Origin of the sequence: Paenibacillus violae (assembly GCF_032461945.1) — a bacterium.
GTDB classification, from domain to species: domain Bacteria; phylum Bacillota; class Bacilli; order Paenibacillales; family NBRC-103111; genus Paenibacillus_E; species Paenibacillus_E violae.
Genome location: NZ_JAWCUD010000001.1, coordinates 333,779 through 351,360, shown reverse-complemented (window position 1 = coordinate 351,360; position 17,582 = coordinate 333,779). Strand labels below are relative to the sequence as shown.

General features: G+C 46.6%; 17 protein-coding genes. 4 read left to right on the top strand and 13 right to left on the bottom strand.

The window, feature by feature from the left end:
• Positions 1-840 carry an AraC family transcriptional regulator gene (locus RQP52_RS01240; protein WP_315948966.1) on the top strand — a complete coding sequence of 280 codons (840 nt, stop codon included), beginning with the start codon at positions 1-3 and terminating at the stop codon, positions 838-840.
• A gap of 44 nt (positions 841-884) precedes the next feature.
• Here RQP52_RS01240 and RQP52_RS01235 read toward each other — a convergent pair whose 3' ends face one another.
• The 5 genes from RQP52_RS01235 to RQP52_RS01215 form a co-directional block, all read right to left on the bottom strand.
• Positions 885-1,790, bottom strand: coding sequence for an S-layer homology domain-containing protein (locus RQP52_RS01235; RefSeq protein WP_315948965.1), 906 nt, complete (start codon positions 1,788-1,790; stop codon positions 885-887).
• 353 nt (positions 1,791-2,143) lie between these two features.
• Positions 2,144-2,998, bottom strand: coding sequence for an SDR family oxidoreductase (locus RQP52_RS01230; RefSeq protein ID WP_315948964.1), 855 nt, complete (start codon positions 2,996-2,998; stop codon positions 2,144-2,146).
• Positions 2,999-3,000: 2 nt separating this feature from the next.
• Positions 3,001-4,083, bottom strand: coding sequence for a mannonate dehydratase (uxuA, locus tag RQP52_RS01225; protein ID WP_315948963.1), 1,083 nt, complete (start codon positions 4,081-4,083; stop codon positions 3,001-3,003).
• A 25-nt stretch (positions 4,084-4,108) separates the two neighbouring features.
• Positions 4,109-4,765 (bottom strand): GntR family transcriptional regulator, encoded by a 657-nt coding sequence (locus tag RQP52_RS01220; RefSeq protein ID WP_315950345.1) that lies wholly within the window; start codon positions 4,763-4,765, stop codon positions 4,109-4,111.
• 223 nt (positions 4,766-4,988) lie between these two features.
• Positions 4,989-5,207, bottom strand: a complete 219-nt coding sequence (locus RQP52_RS01215) for a hypothetical protein (RefSeq protein ID WP_127449381.1) — start codon at positions 5,205-5,207, stop codon at positions 4,989-4,991.
• 230 nt (positions 5,208-5,437) lie between these two features.
• On the opposite strand from RQP52_RS01215, the gene rfbF reads away from it, so the two are divergent.
• A complete protein-coding gene (gene rfbF / locus RQP52_RS01210; protein ID WP_315948962.1) occupies positions 5,438-6,208 on the top strand; it encodes a glucose-1-phosphate cytidylyltransferase in 771 nt (256 codons plus the stop codon).
• A 44-nt stretch (positions 6,209-6,252) separates the two neighbouring features.
• On the top strand, positions 6,253-7,242 hold the full coding sequence (locus RQP52_RS01205) for a glycosyltransferase family 2 protein (RefSeq protein ID WP_315948961.1): 990 nt from the start codon (positions 6,253-6,255) through the stop codon (positions 7,240-7,242).
• A 203-nt stretch (positions 7,243-7,445) separates the two neighbouring features.
• Here RQP52_RS01205 and RQP52_RS01200 read toward each other — a convergent pair whose 3' ends face one another.
• From RQP52_RS01200 to rfbG, 5 genes are read right to left on the bottom strand one after another with little or no spacing between them, the layout of a single operon-like run.
• Positions 7,446-8,576, bottom strand: a complete 1,131-nt coding sequence (locus RQP52_RS01200) for a DegT/DnrJ/EryC1/StrS family aminotransferase (RefSeq protein ID WP_315948960.1) — start codon at positions 8,574-8,576, stop codon at positions 7,446-7,448.
• On the bottom strand, positions 8,567-9,271 hold the full coding sequence (locus RQP52_RS01195; RefSeq protein ID WP_315948959.1) for a GNAT family N-acetyltransferase: 705 nt from the start codon (positions 9,269-9,271) through the stop codon (positions 8,567-8,569). The genes RQP52_RS01200 and RQP52_RS01195 overlap by 10 nt, the downstream gene beginning before the upstream one ends.
• A 7-nt stretch (positions 9,272-9,278) precedes the next feature.
• Positions 9,279-10,289, bottom strand: a complete 1,011-nt coding sequence (locus RQP52_RS01190) for a glycosyltransferase family 2 protein (protein ID WP_315948958.1) — start codon at positions 10,287-10,289, stop codon at positions 9,279-9,281.
• Position 10,290: 1 nt separating this feature from the next.
• Positions 10,291-10,836, bottom strand: a complete 546-nt coding sequence (gene rfbC, locus RQP52_RS01185; protein WP_315948956.1) for a dTDP-4-dehydrorhamnose 3,5-epimerase — start codon at positions 10,834-10,836, stop codon at positions 10,291-10,293.
• Positions 10,826-11,941 (bottom strand): CDP-glucose 4,6-dehydratase, encoded by a 1,116-nt coding sequence (rfbG, locus tag RQP52_RS01180; protein WP_315948954.1) that lies wholly within the window; start codon positions 11,939-11,941, stop codon positions 10,826-10,828. The genes rfbC and rfbG overlap by 11 nt, the downstream gene beginning before the upstream one ends.
• 201 nt (positions 11,942-12,142) lie before the next feature.
• Here rfbG and RQP52_RS01175 point away from each other — a divergent pair, with 201 nt between their 5' ends.
• A complete protein-coding gene (locus RQP52_RS01175) occupies positions 12,143-12,622 on the top strand; it encodes a hypothetical protein (protein WP_315948952.1) in 480 nt (159 codons plus the stop codon).
• 63 nt (positions 12,623-12,685) lie between these two features.
• Here the strand turns inward: RQP52_RS01175 and ppdK are convergent, their stop codons facing one another.
• From ppdK to gap, 3 genes are read right to left on the bottom strand one after another with little or no spacing between them, the layout of a single operon-like run.
• Complete coding sequence (gene ppdK / locus RQP52_RS01170; protein ID WP_315948950.1) at positions 12,686-15,370, bottom strand: pyruvate, phosphate dikinase; 2,685 nt, start codon at positions 15,368-15,370, stop codon at positions 12,686-12,688.
• Positions 15,367-15,552, bottom strand: coding sequence for a GapA-binding peptide SR1P (locus RQP52_RS01165; RefSeq protein ID WP_315948948.1), 186 nt, complete (start codon positions 15,550-15,552; stop codon positions 15,367-15,369). Before RQP52_RS01165 ends, ppdK begins: the two co-directional genes overlap by 4 nt.
• Positions 15,531-16,586 (bottom strand): type I glyceraldehyde-3-phosphate dehydrogenase, encoded by a 1,056-nt coding sequence (gene gap / locus RQP52_RS01160; protein ID WP_315948946.1) that lies wholly within the window; start codon positions 16,584-16,586, stop codon positions 15,531-15,533. The genes RQP52_RS01165 and gap overlap by 22 nt, the downstream gene beginning before the upstream one ends.
• Between the last annotated feature and the right edge of the window lie 996 nt (positions 16,587-17,582).

Sequence of the window (17,582 nt, the reverse complement as noted above, 5' to 3'; positions counted from 1 at the left end):
ATGAGCCCTATTTTCTTTAAGCGGCCGGTCTTGGAAGGCGCGATCGCTTTTCATCGCAAAGCCGGAGAAAGCTGTTATTTTCCCCTGCACCGTCATGAAGCCATAATGGAGATACTCTTTATAGCTGAAGGAGCAGCAGACTATTGGATTGACGGGAAACATTATGAAGCACGGGCCGGAGATATGGTCATCTTTCATCCCCTGGTATGGCACGAAGAGCGGTCGCGAATCCAAGCCCCCTTTTCTTTTTATTATGCGGGAGTTCACTCTCTTCAGGTGGAAGGATTGCCGGCGAATTACCTCTTGGAGGAGGATGAACAACCGGTATTCTCTGTAAGCTCAAATGTTGAGCGGATAAAACATCTCTTTCAAGAGCTCTGTGATGAGGTGAACGAAGGCTGGTCGGAGGCGTTAACTTCCAGTGGCTTGCTGCTGGAGCTGCTTCTGTTGGAAGTTCACCGAACGAAACATTATGCTACTGGGAAAACAGCGCGCCTGTCCTCGCAAACCGCTATTACAAAAGCAAGACGATACATCGAAGAGCGGTACCATGAACCCCTCACAATCAAGCAAATTGCTGACCACGTTTACCTGAGCCCCTCGCATCTAAGCCACTTGTTTCGAGATGCTTACGGGGAGAGCCCGATTCAATTTGCCATCCGCCAGCGCATCCATGCGGCTCGCCGTTATTTGATCACGACCGAGTTCTCTGTGGAACAAATCGCTCGATTGGTCGGGTATGAGAGCGTCACAGCCTTTCAAAATTTGTTTAAAAAAACGACCGGTCTCGCTCCTGCAACACTCCGGAAAAAATCGCTCCGACCTCTCCATTTACAATAAAAAAAGTGCTTCTCTCATCACCCATGACGAGGAAGCACTTTTTATTATTTTGCAGCTGGCTCAGCTACAGCTTTGTATTTGGAAGAGACATACGTGACCGCTTTCGGTTCCGTAATCATTTGAGCGTTCATGGAGTTCGGCTCTGGATCGACCAGTTTGTAAGAAATAACGGCATTGCCGTCTGCTCCAAATTGGATTCCGGTAATTTCAATCCCATATCCCCCGGTTGGTTTCGTTTCACGAGACAATGTCACCTTGTTAACCTCATCGGAAACTTTCTCAACATTAACGGCAACGGTTTCTGTTGGCGCTGGAACCTGAGTATGCGCGTCCAACACTTTGCTTGCGTTATATACCCATGTCGCTGCTTCGCCGCGTGTAATTTCCGCTTTCGGGCTTAGCTTGCCGTTGTTATCAAGCGCGGCAATTTTATAAGCGAGCATACGCTGCAGAGCACCTTGATACTCCGGTGTAATTTGATCTGCATCCTTAATGTCCGCCGGTTTGATGTTAATCAGCGGGAAATTGCCTTTTTTCTCAAGCGCAGTCATGAGCAGCGCCCCGAATTGCTCACGTGTAATACTTGCATTCGGATTCACATCTTTCGGAAGATCTACACCGTTGTAATGAGCGATGATGAACGCTTCGGCATACCAAGAATCATTCTGAACGTTTGTATAGAAATCAGAAGCAAGTGGCTGCTTGATGAAACGAAGCAAATCCAAGTTCAGATCCAAACCTTTGACAATGATTTGTACGGATTGCGCATAGCTGATTTTTCCTTTTGGAGCAAAATGTTCGTGATCAATACCACTTACAACACCACGATCACGTAGTGCATTAATCGCCTCGGCTTGTCCATTTTCAACATCCGAGAAGGCAAATGCAGTATTAAATGATAATGCTCCCAATATAACAGTAGATAGCGCAGCAGTAGCTAATTTTTTCACAGTAACTATTCTCCTTTTAACAAGTTATTTTTTATCACCCTTTCGAGTTACCTATTAAACGGAGCTGTTTCAAAAAAGGTTGCACGCGCTAAAATAATTTTTTCAAAGTGGGATAATTGCAACGATACGCCTTTGAGGAACTACAGGGCGCTATTCAAACGAAGGAAGCCCGTTTACGTGTTCAAGTGGAGCTACAGGGCATTATTTGACAACCTCATCCTGTTTTCTTTAAGAAAACGGATAAATAGCAGCCCACAGTTCCCGTCCACATGAAATAGGGCCTATTTCAATGAAATAGCGCCCTATAGTTCCCCTGCCAGGGAGCAACCGCCCATACGAGAGCAGCAAATTTCCTATACGCCCGAATACGCCATGAATCCGCCATCCACCGGAATGGTCGCGCCGGTTACGAAGCCGGACATGTTAGGGTCCGTCAACCAAAGCAGCGTGCCGAGCAGATCTTCGGGTTTCCCGAATCGGCGCATCGGCGTATGGGTAATGATTTTGTGCGAACGATCCGTGAGTGTGCCGTCTTCCTTCAACAGCAGTTTCTCGTTCTGCTTCGTCAAGAAAAAGCCCGGTGCAATCGCATTGACACGAATGCCGCTTTCCGCCAAATGCACGGCTAACCACTGTGTGAAGTTATCAATAGCGGCTTTAGCAGCGCTGTAAGCCGGAACTTTCGTCATCGGCGACGGAGCGCTCATGGACGAAATATTGATGACGGTGGCGTCTTGTCTGCCGATCATTTGTTTGGTAAAAATCTGTGTCGGAATCAACGTTCCGACAAAGTTCAAGTCAAGCACATTACGGAATCCTGTCACGCTTAGGTCATAGAAGGTCTGAATATCCGGATTCGCCAAGTCTTCCAGCTTGAACGTTTCGTTCGTCGTATTCGCACTGGCATGATTGCCTCCGGCGCCATTGATCAAGATATCGCACGGTCCGAGCTGCTCCAAAATCGCTTCAGCCGCCTGCGTTACGCTCTCTGCATCCGTTACGTCGCAAGACAAAGCAATCGCTTCACCGCCTGCTGCGGCAATCTCAGCCACGACCTCCTGCCCTTTTTCCACGGTCCGGTTCAGAATGGCGATTCGCCCGCCTTGACGCGCGAGTTCCAAAGCCATCACCCGGCACAGTACGCCGGCTCCACCTGTAATAACAACAACTTTACCTTGCAGTGCTGGAAAATTCGTAATCCCCTTCATGTCTAGTTCCCCATCCTTCCGGATTGTAATTTTCTGCGGTTTGCGTCCCATAATCCCCATAAATACATAATGCCAAGCGCACGATCATACAGGCCGTAACCGGGTCTGCATTGCTCGTCCCAAATATGTCGTCCATGATCCGGACGGCAAAATCCTTCATAGTCATTCTCATGCAGCGCATTCACAATGCCGGCGATATCTACGGTGCCGTCTGTTGTCCGATGTGAGGTTTCAATGAAATCACCATTGTCGTAGACGCGAACATTGCGAATATGCGCAAATGGAATACGATCAGCGAATTCATTCACAATCGAAACGATGTCATTCGCCGGATTCGCTCCAAGCGATCCGCTGCACATCGTCAGGCCATTATTTGGACTATCTACTAGTCCCAGGAAGCGGCGAATATTAGCTTGACCCGTAATAATGCGCGGTAGTCCAAAAATAGGCCAAGGCGGGTCATCCGGATGGATCGCCATTCGGATATCATATTTCTCTGCAAAAGGAATGATGGCTTCAAGAAAATATTTGGCATTGTCAAAAAGCTGCTCTTCCGTCACATTGCGGTAGGCATCGAATAATTCAGTCAGACGTCCCAGACGTTCAGGCTCCCACCCCGGCATTGTGAAGTTCGGATTGGCATTGATTCGCTGCACCTGTTCCTCCAAATTCAGATGGGCAACTTTTTCTTTTTCATAAAAGAGTGCTGTGGATCCATCTTCCAATTCCTTATGCAGATCAGTCCTTACCCAGTCAAAAACGGGCATAAAGTTATAACAGATCACTTTGACGCCGACTTCGGCCAGCTTCACGATCGTTTTCTTATAATTGTCTATGTAGAGATCGCGGCTAGGCAGCCCGAGCTTGATATCCTCATGAATGTTAACGCTTTCGACGACCTTCATATGAAGACCGGCCTTATCAGCGGCTTTCTTCACCTGCAGGATTTTATCCATCGGCCACTCTTCACCAGCCGGAACATCGTGGAGCGCCCAAACAATGCCCTCTACACCAGGGATTTGCCTGATTTGCTCAAGTGTTACCGTATCATTGCCTTCTCCAAACCAGCGAAATACCATTTTCATTGCAGATAGCGCCTCCTGCTATTCCTTATTTGAAATACGTTGGGAATTTCTCCTTCAATACGGTTTGATCCGTAACCGTGAGATGAAGATGTGTGTTCATCACATGTTCAGCCTTTCCGGCTTCGTGATGTTCAATCGCATCCACCATCTGTTCGTGCTGTTCATACAGCTCGTCCCATCTGTGATCCGCGGCCAGTCTGAGCATGCGAGTCCGGTTCAGATGAACATTCACTTGCTGGATGATTGCCCAAGTATTCAGCTTTCTGCATCCCTCAAAGATCGTCCGATGGAAAGCTTCATCCAATTCAAACATCATCTTAAAATCCTTCTCGCTCATGGAAACTTGCTGATAAGCGAGATTGGAACGGAGCTGCTGCAAGGAATCAGCTGGAAAGCTTTCACACGCTAAGGAAATAACAGCCCGCTCAAGCTGCTCTCGAATAAAACGCGCTTCCTCTACGCGCTCCAGATCAATAAGGGAAACGACAGTACCGCGCTGTGGATAGATATCAAGCAGCCCTTCTTGCGATAACTGAACGAAGCTCTCACGCACCGGCGTTCGGCTCACACCAAACTGAACGGAGATCTCCTTCTCCGAAATACCTGTTCCCGGCAGCAAATCCAGCATAAGAATTTGCTCTTTCAGAGCATGATAAACGGCATCGCGCGTCGTGCTTATCATTGGTTTGATTTTCAAAGTTGTGATTCACCTCCCACATCCAATTGTCATTACCATACTACCATACAAGTATGGTAGTGGGAAGAGGATCCTTTATGTTCATCATTTTGGAACATACTATCGTCTACGACTTGCGTAGTTGCGTGAGGCGTTTCAGCCTCACGATTCGTCGAGCCAACAAAAAAAGACCGCATCTTTGCCAAAAAGCGCAAAGATACGGTCCATTTTATCGGATTAAATACACGATATAAGCCACCAACGCTAGTAAACCTGCTGCAATCGAAACGACATAGAAGGAAGTGAGACGTGCCCATTTGACCCCGGTTTTCTGAAAATACGTGGTGTCGCCTTCCCTGTTTTTACGTGAAAAACCGATCATAAAGGTTGTTACCAATCCAAATAACAAGATAAGCGAGAATATCGCATAGTAGATGTACATGTTCATTGTGATTACCCCATTTTATATTTATTAGAAGCCCTGATGTCCTCATTATAGCGAAAAGTGGTCTTACTTTCATCCTCCACTTTAACGTTTTTTTCAACCATCCAATTTGATCTTTCGTTAAATCTACACCCATTTCAATATATCTATTTATAGTTGTCTCTGTCATTTCAACGAGATTTACATATGATATAGCAAGCTAGTTTTTAGAAACATAGAAAGGAGGAATGAGGATGAAAGTCGTAATTCTAGCTGGCGGACTTGGCACCAGATTTCGTGAAGAAACCCATTCCAAACCTAAACCGATGATCCTCATCGGTGATAAGCCCATTCTGTGGCATATTATGAAGATCTACTCATTTTATGGATATAATGAGTTTATTATTTGCCTAGGTTATAAAGGGCATGTCATTAAAGACTTTTTTGTCAACTATCTCTTGCATGCATCTGATATAACGGTTGACCTGCAAAAGAATACCACTCAGTATCTTTCATCGCCAGTAGAACCATGGAAAATTACTCTCGTGCACACAGGCGATGAGACGATGACGGGCGGACGTATTAAGCGAATTCAGAAATATATTGGCGATGAGCCATTTCTCTTAACGTACGGAGATGGATTGACCAATGTGAACATTCCCGAAGTCGTGAAGTTTCATCAGAATCACGGTAAATTTGCCACACTGACAGCGGTTCAGCCTACGGCTAGGTTTGGTTCACTTATTTTTGGAAATGGCACGGAAATTACTAAATTTCAAGAGAAGCCGAAAGGTGAAGGCGGCTGGGTAAACGGCGGATTCTTCGTCTTACAGCCTCAGGTTTTCGATTATATTGATGGTGACCCCACCCATTTTGAGAAGAAACCCTTGGAGCAGTTAGCTGCATCAGGGCAATTGCATGCATATAAACATGCTGACTTCTGGTACGCCATGGACACGCTTCGCGATCAACAGCAATTGCAGAAACTCTGGGATTCAGGACAAGCTCCGTGGAAAATTTGGTAATTCACTGCTGCACCAGCCAAGACCGGTGAAAAAGGAGGAGTACGATGACACCACTTGTCAGTATTTTGTTGCCAACCTTTGATCGTCCACAGTATCTGGAGCAAGCGTTAGTCAGCGCACTAAACCAAACTTATCCCCATATTGAAATTATCATTTGCGATAATAGCCAAAATGATGCAACGGAGCAAGTGGTGAATTCGTACTTGACCTCACCGAACGGCAGCAAAATCAAGTACGTAAGAAACAAAGCAAACATCGGTCCTACAGCCAACCAGCAGAAGTGCTTCCGACTCGCAAAAGGCGAGTATATCAACTACTTAATGGATGACGACTTGCTCCATCCAAGAAAAATCGAGCGTATGCTTCCCTATCTGACTGGCAACCCTAAAATAGGACTCGTCACCTCGCTGAAGCAAATTATTGATCATTCCGGGGAACCGGTCCGAATATCCACAACTCCCCCTTTCAAGCTGTCAACCCTGAAAAAACCTGTCATCAACGGGCAAACCTTGATCCAACGGATGCTGACCGACTCCAAAAACTACATTGGCGAGCCGACAACGGTGCTTTTCAGAAAAGCGGATCTACTTGAGCCTTTTGGTACCTTTGGCGGTAAACAAGCGCATAACAACGTCGATGTTGCCTCCTGGATCGCTTTGCTTGTAAAGAAGGATGCCGTATTTCTTGAAGAACCCTTGAGCTCATTTCGCAAACATCCTACGCAATTAACCAACACACTATTGTCGAAAATGGGATGCCAGTGCGATTGGATCGACGTTACGCTATTGGCAAAAAAGCAGCGAATCTTTGACGACTCATCCACGTTAGTCAAAATCATTAACAGGTTGGGAAAAATAGTACTGAACAATTTTTCAAATTGGAATGAAGCCACACATGGTTTATATTTGGATGAATTATTGGATAGAGTGCATCAACTGGCGGTTGTCAGTGAGAAATCCAAAAAGCTTTCCTCGCTCGCCGAAGATCTGAAGAAACTCACACAACAACTCGAAGCTCAAAGGAAACCAGCTTAGTACCAATTGACGTTTGCGATATTGGGAGATTCTTCCGCCTCTGGAGGAACACGCATGAAGACCTGCTGTGATGCAGGTCTTTTTTGTATGCGCAGACGAATGCCGGCTTATACAAAAAAATAGACCGCTCCTGCACTAGTCATAGGCATTCGGTCTATTTTCACGCTAATAGCTAGCTTTAGGGTTCACCCTACCACTGCCCCTTAAGGAGTATACGATGCCACGCTCTCAAGGACATACGCGACCTCTTCATCCGTCAAGTCAGGGAACAATGGGAGAGTAACGAGCTCGCGCCAAAGCGAATCCGCCATCGGTGTTTCCGCCTTATAAGGAACAAAAAGCGGATGCATCGTCAGCGGCATGTAATGCACACCGGTCGACACCCCTTTTTTCTTCATATGCAAAATAAATTGTTCTCTCTCCTTCACACGAACAACAAATGCCCAATACGAGGAGTCGTTCAAATTATAGGGGATTGCCGGCTGGACAAGGTTGCTGCCCGCAAGTCCGTCGACGTACTGACGAATGATCTCTTCTCTTCGGCGGTTCATCGTATCGAGCTTAGCCAATTGAACAAGGCCAATAGAGGCCATGAGATCGTTCATATTATATTTGTAGCCAATATCGGATATTTCATAATACCAGCTGTTGGCATCCGCATGATACGAGGCATTTTCCTCGTAACGTTCCCATGTATCTTTGTTGATTCCTACCCAACGTGAATGGCGCAAAGGCCGCAGCAGCTCTGGATCGTTCGACGAAATCATCCCGCCATCACCGGTTGTCATACACTTTTTCTCCTCAAAACTGAAGCATCCGATATCACCCCAAGTTCCCAGGGCTTTACCCAAATATTTCCCTCCGGCCGAGTGCGCCGTATCCTCAATAACCTTCAAGCCGCGCGCCCTAGCCCACGGCATCAACTGGTCCATGGGGACAGGATGACCCATAAAATGAACGGGAATGACCGCAACGCAATCCGAATCATATTTGCGCTCCAAATCTTCCATACTTATGCCAAAGGTCGTTTCATCCACATCCACAAACACCGGAACCAGCCCATTGTACAGAACGGCCATTGCCGTTGCCGCAAAAGTGACGACTGGAACCAGCACCTTTTTACCTTGGGGGAATTTGAAGGCAGATAGAGCGAGGTGCAGCGCCGCCGTGCAGGAATTGACGCCTACCGACTCCGCGCTGCCGATATAGTCGCTCCATTTTTTCTCAAACTCGCCTACCCGAGGACCAAGCCCAAGCCATGCTTTATTGAATACTTGCTGAATGCTTTCCAATTCGTCATTGCCAACAGATGGCTTGAACAGCCTTATATCCACGATTTTCCCTCCCCGCTTTCAAGCTCAATCATTTTACCGAATCTGCTCATAAAAGCTTCCCGGGTAACGACCATCGTGACCATTTCCCGTTCAGGCTCACCTGTGAATTGACCTTCAGCAGGGACCCAGCGGATTACATCGCCCTCTACTTCTTTGCGCAGTGGTGTCCGCTTCACTTCTACAGCTCCTAAATTCTCATAAATATGAATCGCGCGGGCATTATCTGAAAGTACATTCAGATATCCTTTCTGCAAACCTAGTTCGCGCAAACTCCACGCACCTAAAGTAAGTAGCGCATGCATAACAATGTTGCCATAACGTCCTTTACGTCCTCTTAGCAAATTATCATACTCACATGTATGGGCCACTTCATCATAATGCATTAACCCAATTTGGCCGATTGGCGTCTGCGCTTCATCCTCCAGAATAAATAAAATCCGGTCATCCACTTCCAGAATCTGATGTTGCGCCCATGCCCTTGTGCCTTCCTCATTCGCAGGGAATTGTGTGGCAAACCACTGGCCGGCGGCAACCCTCCATTCCATTAACGCTTTAATGACGTCTTCATTTTCAATGGATTCTATCGTTAGCGGCCTAAGCTGTCCAAGTACCTTGCCGTCGACAATGATGGGCAAACAATACGATGAAATTTGCTCGCTTCCCGCTTGTTTATACTCCCGTAGAATCGATTTCACCGATGAATCACCCTTTCTTTTTCACATTCGTTTGTTTGATCAATTTATTGATTGTTTTTTGAAAATCTTTAGAATTGAATGATTGAATCGACTTTTGGTTCGACTTTTGGTTCGACTTTTGGTTCGTTTTCTTGTCCCCACCTTGAAGCAGTTTCTGATTGATTTGTTTAAGTGTCTGTTGGTTCGTATTCTGATTGTTAGACTGTTTCTTCTTCCCTTGCTGCTTCTCAAAATCTTTGATCTGTTGCGGTGTCGCATAACCTTGGTTGACGGCGAAATATTTAAAAGTCTCAATATCCATTTTGGCAACTTCTTTCGCCATCTCATGCTGCGACAACTGCTGCGAGTGATAACGCAAATAGCTAAGCGGCTGGACCATGTATACGCCTTTCCCTCTGGTTAACAGATTCAGCCAGCTCGCCAAATCCACGGCAAAATAGACCTGTTTCCCCATTAGCATACCAAAGGGCTCGAGCAGGTCTTTTCTTCGAAACAGAACCGTCGTTGGCTCGCCTAAATAGTTCGTTTTATCTTCGAGCAGCTTTTTGGTCAGTACACGCCCATCGACAATCGTGTCCCGGGGGTACAGCTGTTTGAATGTTCCAAAAGGCGGTACATACATTTGTTTCCCTGTCGACGTAATGACTCTTCGTTGGGAAGTGACCAAAGAGACATCTGGATATTGGATAAAATAAGCCATCATTTTTTCTATCTTTTGCAGGTGAAACAAGTCATCGTCCATGAGATAGTTAATAAACTCGCCAGTTGCCAAATTTAAACATTGCTGCTGATTCGCAATCGGACCCAAGTTTTGAGGGTTTTTAAAATATTTGATCTTAGCACCGCCAGGCATCGCTTGATATTTCTGGACGATCAGCTGTGTCTGATTGTTGTCGCTGTTATCGCTAACGATTATTTCAATATTGTCATACGTTTGGTTAAAAGCACTCTGCAGCGCTAATTCGAAATAATGAGGCCTGTTATAGGTTGGAATTAGAATGCTAACAAGTGGATTCATCTCAATCTCTCCTTTTCAAAGTATCTAATGTTGGAAGCACCTGATCTTTCGCCGACATAATCGGCTGATCGACAGGCCAAGGAATTTGAAGCGAAGCATCTTTCCACAAAATCCCACCTTCATGCGCCGGTGAATAGACATTGTCTACCTTATAAACAACCTCGCAATTGTCCGATAAGGTACAAAAACCATGCGCAAAACCGGGAGAAATATAAACCATTGCAAAATTTTCCTCCGTTAATACTCTGCTTTCATAGCAGCCAAAGGTGGGGGAGTCTTGCCGTACATCAACAAACACATCCAGGATGGATCCTTTGCTAACCCATATAAGTTTCGTTTCTGCATGAGGCTCGTGTTGAAAATGCAGCCCCCGAATCGTGCCTTTTTGTTTGGAAAAAGAGCGGTTTTCTTGCACCCAATTGCGGTGAAGACCATGCGCCATCATGATATTTACATCATAGAGTCGGGTAAAATAACCCCGGTGATCCGTATTGGGAGCTAACGTAATGTCATAAATGCCCTGGAGATTGCCGGGTTTAATGATCATGCGATTCACTTCCCTCTACATATTCCTGTATTTGTTTGCGGCAAATCTCCCTGCAATCTCCCGACTGGTCATAGGCTTTGACCCATTCAATCGATTTAGTAATCGCCATATCGAGATTCCAGCGAGGTGACCACCCTAGCAAATGGCGTGATTTCGTGCAATCTAATCGCAAAACAGGCGCTTCATGCGGATGCTCCGCCGAATCAATTAGATAGGCCGCTTGATTTCCCCATTTCTGGCATAAGCTGCTTACGACTTGCTCCACTGAGACTGTATCTTCCTCATTAGGACCAAAATTCCACGCCTCGGCATGCTGCTTATCATCATAGATGTGTTGGGCCAGAAGCAAGTAACCGTGAAGCGGCTCAAGGACATGCTGCCAAGGACGAACGGCTTGCGGATATCGAAGCTTAACCGGCTCATCTTGAAGAATAGCCCTGAAGCAATCGGGAATCAGCCGATCTTCGGCCCAATCTCCGCCGCCAATCACGTTGCCGGCTCTCACCGACGCAAGCGCAACCGGCATGCTCCATGCTCGTTCTTCCTTTTCATAAATTTGTCGATAGCTGGTTACGATCAATTCCGTTAAAGCTTTGCTGTTCGAATAAGGATCGCCGCCGCCTAAACGGTCTGTTTCACGGTATCCTCTCTCCTCATCCAATTGCGAATACACCTTATCCGTTGAAACATGGATGACCGCCTTGATTGGCACATTGTTTCTCTTAGCTTGACGCACAGCTTCTAGTAAATGAATGGTTCCCATCGTATTAATCTCATAGCTTTCTATGGGATTTAAATAGGAAGCTCGAACAAGCGGTTGAGCCGCCAAGTGAAAAACGATATCCGGAGCTGCTTCTACAATGGCTTCAGATAACGCCGTCATGTCTCGAATATCAGCGATGTAAGACGAGACCATGTCCTTCATTCGGCAAAGCTCAAACAAACTCGGCTCCGTCGGCGGCTGTAAGGAATATCCGGTCACGTTAGCTCCCATGCCTTGCAACCATAAGCTGAGCCAAGTTCCTTTGAACCCTGTATGACCTGTGACAAATACGTTCTTGCCCTTCCAGAAGTCGGCGTTAATCCGAATCCGGTGATCTGGCATGTTTGTCCCTCCTCCCATTCGATCATCTTGATAGAGAAACAGACTCTATCGAATGTTTTTCATATCAAAATATCGTATGATCGCTAGAGCAAACCCGAAAGCGGCAAAAATCTAATCTATGAAAATAAAAATATTAAGCTATCATCCAATCACATCTGCGAAAACTTACATAACATAGATACTAGAGAGGAGGGATAGCAAATGAGTCAACTTTTACAGAAAATTGAAGAAATGCTTAAACAACTTCCAGGTGGAGTGACAGAAGGTCCTGTTGGCGCCGTTTTACAAAAACTTGGTGAACTCCAAGCCGCTATGGACGCAAACATGGATAGCCCGACAAGCTCCCAATGGCTGAACCAGCTTCAAGCCGAAATTGGCAAATTGAACTTAGGTGAAAACACAATGACAGACATCCAAAACGTTCTTAATCAAATCACGAATCTTTCCGGTACAAACGTTCTTCCTGGAACAGTCATTCCTGCAGTTCTTGATGCCGTACGTCAATTCGTAGCACAACTTAATGTAACAAATCCGACTCCTGAAACGATCTCCGCAAACTTGGCAGCACTTCGTGGACTTGTGTCTCAAATTGAAGGAATTTTAACTGGTCATATGAGCGCATTGAACCTGAACCAAGACACAATCGCTAGCCTAATGAAACAATTTAAACTTACGAAGTAATTAAAAAGAGACCTTCCCAAGTAGATTTATCTACAAAGGAAGGTCCTTTTTTTGTTTCGTATATCAAATCGCCTGTGCGACATCACTTGCTCCGGGCTCCCCATATAGAAGAAACGCTTGAGCGGCGGCTATCCGAGCCAAAGGAATCCGGTAAGGCGAACAGCTTACATAATCCAATCCGATTCGGTGACAGAAAAGAATTGATTCCCTGTCTCCGCCATGCTCCCCGCAAATGCCTGTTTTTAATGACGGCTTCACTAATCGTCCTACATTTACCGCTAGTTCAATTAATTGACCAACGCCTTCGGTGTCTAGCACTTGAAATGGATTATGCGGCAGCAGCTTGTTATTGACATAGTGGGTCAGAAACTTCCCTTCCGCATCGTCACGGCTATAGCCAAACGTCATTTGCGTCAAATCATTCGTGCCGAATGAGAAGAAATCGGCATGTGCGGCAATCTGGCGTGCCGTTAATGCAGCCCGCGGTACCTCAATCATCGTTCCTACTTGGTAAGGACACTCGCGTAGTTTATCTTTCCCCAGTACTTGCTGCGCCACGAAGTCAACGAGTTCTCTTAAGATCTTTAATTCGTTGGCATGGCCGACGAGCGGGATCATGATTTCCGGATGCACCCGGACACCTGCGTCAATACATGTGGAGGCTGCGCGGAAAATGGCCTCAATCTGCATATCGTAGATTTCCGGATAGACAATACCTAACCGGCAGCCCCGCTGTCCCAGCATCGGGTTCGCTTCATGCAGCGCTTGCACTTTCCGGAGCAAGGATGCGACTTCCTCTCTTTCCTTGATGGATCCTTCGCCTTCGTATGTCAGTTGAGCATGCCTTTTTTGCAACTCATCGAGGTTAGGCAGAAACTCATGCAGCGGCGGATCCAGCAGGCGAATCGTTACCGGCAGGCCATCCATCTGCTCGAAAATCCCCTCAAAATCCGACTGCTGCATCGGAAGCAGTTGGGCAAGCGCCTTCAAGCGCGCTTCCTTGTCTTCTGCAAGGATCATGCGCTGAACAACTGGCAGACGAGCCGGGGAGAAAAACATATGCTCCGTTCGGCATAAGCCAATTCCCTCTGCGCCAAGCTGTCTTGCGATACCGGCATCGTGCGGATTATCCGCATTCGCAAACACCTTCAGCGTACGAATCTCATCCGCCCATTTCAGCATAATGAGCAGCTCCTCCGTCATTCGAGCCTCGAGCAAAGGCATAGCCCCTGCAATAACACGACCGGTCGCACCGTCCAAAGTGACCCATTCCCCTTCTTCCAGGAGCCTGTTCCGCACAAACATGCGCTTCTCTTCCGGCACGATTCGCACCTCTTCACAGCCGCATACGCACGGCTTCCCCATCCCTCTGGCGACTACCGCCGCGTGGCTTGTCATTCCGCCTCGGCTTGTAAACACACCCTCCGCAGCGATCACGCCATGAATATCCTCCGGCGTCGTTTCCGTTCTGGCCAGGATAACCGCCCTGCCGGCACGCACCCATTCTTCCGCCGTATCGGCCTCAAAAACGAGCTGACCAACCGCTGCACCAGGTGAAGCCGGAAGTCCCAGCGCCAATACATCGGTGGCCGCCGCTTCATCAATCCCTCTATGGAGCAGCTGATCCAGATGCAGCACTTCAATGCGGCTGACGGCATCCTGCTTGGTCAATACACCTTCACGGACCAAATCTACAGCGATTTTTAGAGCAGCCTGGGCGTTCCTTTTGCCGCTTCGCGTCTGAAGCAGGTACAACTTATTATTTTCCACCGTAAATTCGATATCCTGCATATCCTTGTAATGCTTCTCAAGCTGCTTGGAGGCGTCAAGAAGCTGCTCATAAATAGCAGGCATTTCCTCTTGAAGTGCGGAAATAACCAGCGGTGTGCGGATCCCGGCGACGACATCCTCCCCTTGCGCATTCATTAAATATTCACCAAAAAAAATATGTTCTCCCGTAGACGGATTTCTCGTAAAAACAACACCTGTGCCTGAGTTCTCCCCCATATTGCCAAAAACCATGCTCTGCACATTGACGGCCGTTCCCTGCTCATCCGGAATCCGATTCAGTTTCCGGTAAATTTGAGCCCTGGTATTGTTCCACGATTTGAAAACAGCTTCAATCGCCAGCTTCAACTGCTCATAAACATTTTGCGGGAAGGCTCGGCCCGTTTTACTCAAAATGCAAGCCTTATACGCCTCAATGAGCTCTTTCCACCCATTAGCTGTCACATCCTGATCCTGATGAACTCCCTCCTTTTCTTTCATGCGATGCAGCAAGCTTTCGAAATGGCCGGACTCTATGCCAAGCACAACGCTGCCAAACATTTGTAACAAGCGCCGGTAACAGTCGTAAGCAAATTTTTCGTTATTTGTAAGCGCAGCCAACCCTCGGACGGTTTTATCATTCAAGCCTAAATTCAGTATCGTATCCATCATACCCGGCATCGAGCTGACCGAACCGGAACGCACAGAAACAAGCAGCGGATTGTCTGCATCACCGAACGTTTGATTTTTCTGTTTCTCCAGCTGATTAAGCGAAGCTTCGACTTGTTCAAGCAGTGAGTCCGAAAGCCGATTTCCCTTTTCAAAAAAGGCCAAGCATGCTTCCGTCGTGATGGTGAAGCCAGGTGGAACGGGAAGGCCGGCGCGCGTCATTTCCGCTAGATTGGCCCCCTTTCCGCCAAGAAGAGCTATCATTGAGGCGTCTCCCTCCTGAAAGGGGACCACCTGTTTCTGCGTCGTCATTCGGATGCCTCCTTATTGTTTTCTTTACGTGCGCATGCTTGGCAAACCACATAAAACTTTTTGTAGCCATCCGTAGGCAGTGTTGCAAGTATTTCGTTACAGGATTTACAAATAATGAGGCCAAGTTCGTTTGGCTGGGCAGCTACTCCCGCTTCTATTGTTACACTGATTGTATGAGACATGACGTTCCCTCCTTTTCCAGCGTGCTTTCTGCACGAGAGATATAGGTTACTGCGTCTACGACTCGACTAGCATAGCCCCATTCATTGTCATACCAAGCTAAAAGCTTAATTTGATTATCTTTCGTCATAATAGTAAGACCATCTATAATAGCGGATTTTTCATTGCCGATGTAATCCGCGGATACAAGTGGCAGCTCATTGTAGTCTACAAATTCTCGCATTGGGCCGGCAATTGCCTGTTTCATGGCTAATTTTACTTCCTCGATTTGCACGTTGCGCCCAACCGCCACTTGAAGATCCAGCAGCGAAACATCTTGTGTCGGCACACGAACCGAAACTCCTTGAATCTGTTCAGCAAGCTGCGGCAAAACATCAGCCAGCGCTTTCCCCACCCCGGTGGAAGTCGGGATAATGGCGTTCGTGCAAGATCGGGCACGGCGTAAATCTTTATGCGGATTGTCCAAATGGTTCTGATCATTCGTGAAGGCATGCACCGTTGTCATCCATCCCATTTTGACCTGAAATGCCTGATCTAAGATGTGCAAAATAGGCGCAATACAGTTCGTAGTACAAGAAGCCGCGGAAATCAAGTGATGCTGCAAAGGATCGTACATCCCTTCATTGACCCCCATGACCATCGTCAAATCCATATTTGTTCCGGGTGCCGTAATCAGAACTTTCTTGGCACCTGCGAATAAATGGCGTTCAGCTCCATGCCGATGGTTAAACTTCCCCGTGGCATCGACAACCATGTCAACGCCTATTTCTCTCCAAGGCAGTAGATCCGGCTCTCTTTCGCAAACAACGCGAATGGATTGTCCGTTAATGATCAACACATTATCCGGAGTAACCTCGATTCTGGCGTCCCAAGTGCCATGCACGGAATCGTACTTCAACAAATGGGCTAATACATGAATGGGACAAGTTGAGTTTACTACTGCTATTTGGAAATCCTGCTGCGAACCAGTCAACGCTTTTCTCAAGACGAGCCTTCCAATTCTTCCAGTACCGCTGAGTCCAACTCGCATCTCCATCCCCCTCATTTCAATTAGTACGTCATAAATGTAACACATGTATATATAATGCACAATATATATTTGTTTATTTGGATAAAAAGAGGCTAATGATGCGGTATTTGATGGAATCGAATTATATATGACGTATTATATAAGAAGGAGGTAGCTGATTGTTTTGACCGAGTGCTACCGAATATGGCTAAAAAGCTGGGACTAGCATCAGAGGGAACTATAGGTCGCTATTTAGCTATAAATCGGGGGTCCCTCAGCTGAATGGGAACTACAGGATCTTATTTCAGAGAAATGTGCCCATTCACTGCTCATAAAGCCAAAATAGGGTACCAGCGTTCCCTTTGATTTGCTCAAATGGCTATTTGCGCTAGTATAGCGCCCTGCAATTCCTCTACAACTACGTCCGTGTCGTATCATTCCGTAGCCCACTAAGAAAGGCTGCATTCGCGATCAGGTAATTCCGCATATCAATCATCACTATTGATTCATTACTAAGTTGCGACTGCAACAGCATTCTAGTTGTACTTTGTGCAATCATTTGGCTGTAATTGGGCTTCAGCGCGCCTCTATATTGCACTTTATGCAACCATTTAAGCACTAAACCGCTTACATCTTACCTTTTCGCAACAAATGGTTGTATATTGTGCAACGAAAGAACGCATTCGCGGTCAGATCATGCCATTACGTTGTATAAAATGCAACGTAGGCCTTCGAATTTGAATTAGACTTCAACTTTGCTACTCAAACGCCCCTTCGTCACCTCTTCCCAAATACATTTATCACAAACCACCTACCCCCATCCTGTCACACCATTTATCACTCATCCCCCTCTCTCATCCCATCACACTATTTATCACTTATTACCATCACCCACTTCATCACACCATTTATCACTTATCACCATCTCATCCCGTCACACCATTTACCACTCATCACCCTCTCATCCCGTCATCAACACCCATCACTTAACCCATAACGGGAAAAAGTACATCTAATCTGTTC

What these genes read in the sequence shown, in the direction of transcription:
- RQP52_RS01240 (WP_315948966.1), top strand. Translation starts at nt 1, where the DNA reads ATGAGCCCTATTTTCTTTAAGCGGCCGGTCTTGGAAGGCGCGATCGCT.
- RQP52_RS01230 (WP_315948964.1), bottom strand. Translation starts at nt 2,998, where the DNA reads ATGAAGGGGATTACGAATTTTCCAGCACTGCAAGGTAAAGTTGTTGTT.
- uxuA (WP_315948963.1), bottom strand. Translation starts at nt 4,083, where the DNA reads ATGAAAATGGTATTTCGCTGGTTTGGAGAAGGCAATGATACGGTAACA.
- RQP52_RS01220 (WP_315950345.1), bottom strand. Translation starts at nt 4,765, where the DNA reads ATGATAAGCACGACGCGCGATGCCGTTTATCATGCTCTGAAAGAGCAA.
- RQP52_RS01215 (WP_127449381.1), bottom strand. Translation starts at nt 5,207, where the DNA reads ATGAACATGTACATCTACTATGCGATATTCTCGCTTATCTTGTTATTT.
- rfbF (WP_315948962.1), top strand. Translation starts at nt 5,438, where the DNA reads ATGAAAGTCGTAATTCTAGCTGGCGGACTTGGCACCAGATTTCGTGAA.
- RQP52_RS01205 (WP_315948961.1), top strand. Translation starts at nt 6,253, where the DNA reads ATGACACCACTTGTCAGTATTTTGTTGCCAACCTTTGATCGTCCACAG.
- RQP52_RS01190 (WP_315948958.1), bottom strand. Translation starts at nt 10,289, where the DNA reads ATGAATCCACTTGTTAGCATTCTAATTCCAACCTATAACAGGCCTCAT.
- rfbC (WP_315948956.1), bottom strand. Translation starts at nt 10,836, where the DNA reads ATGATCATTAAACCCGGCAATCTCCAGGGCATTTATGACATTACGTTA.
- rfbG (WP_315948954.1), bottom strand. Translation starts at nt 11,941, where the DNA reads ATGCCAGATCACCGGATTCGGATTAACGCCGACTTCTGGAAGGGCAAG.
- RQP52_RS01175 (WP_315948952.1), top strand. Translation starts at nt 12,143, where the DNA reads ATGAGTCAACTTTTACAGAAAATTGAAGAAATGCTTAAACAACTTCCA.
- ppdK (WP_315948950.1), bottom strand. Translation starts at nt 15,370, where the DNA reads ATGACGACGCAGAAACAGGTGGTCCCCTTTCAGGAGGGAGACGCCTCA.
- RQP52_RS01165 (WP_315948948.1), bottom strand. Translation starts at nt 15,552, where the DNA reads ATGTCTCATACAATCAGTGTAACAATAGAAGCGGGAGTAGCTGCCCAG.
- gap (WP_315948946.1), bottom strand. Translation starts at nt 16,586, where the DNA reads ATGGAGATGCGAGTTGGACTCAGCGGTACTGGAAGAATTGGAAGGCTC.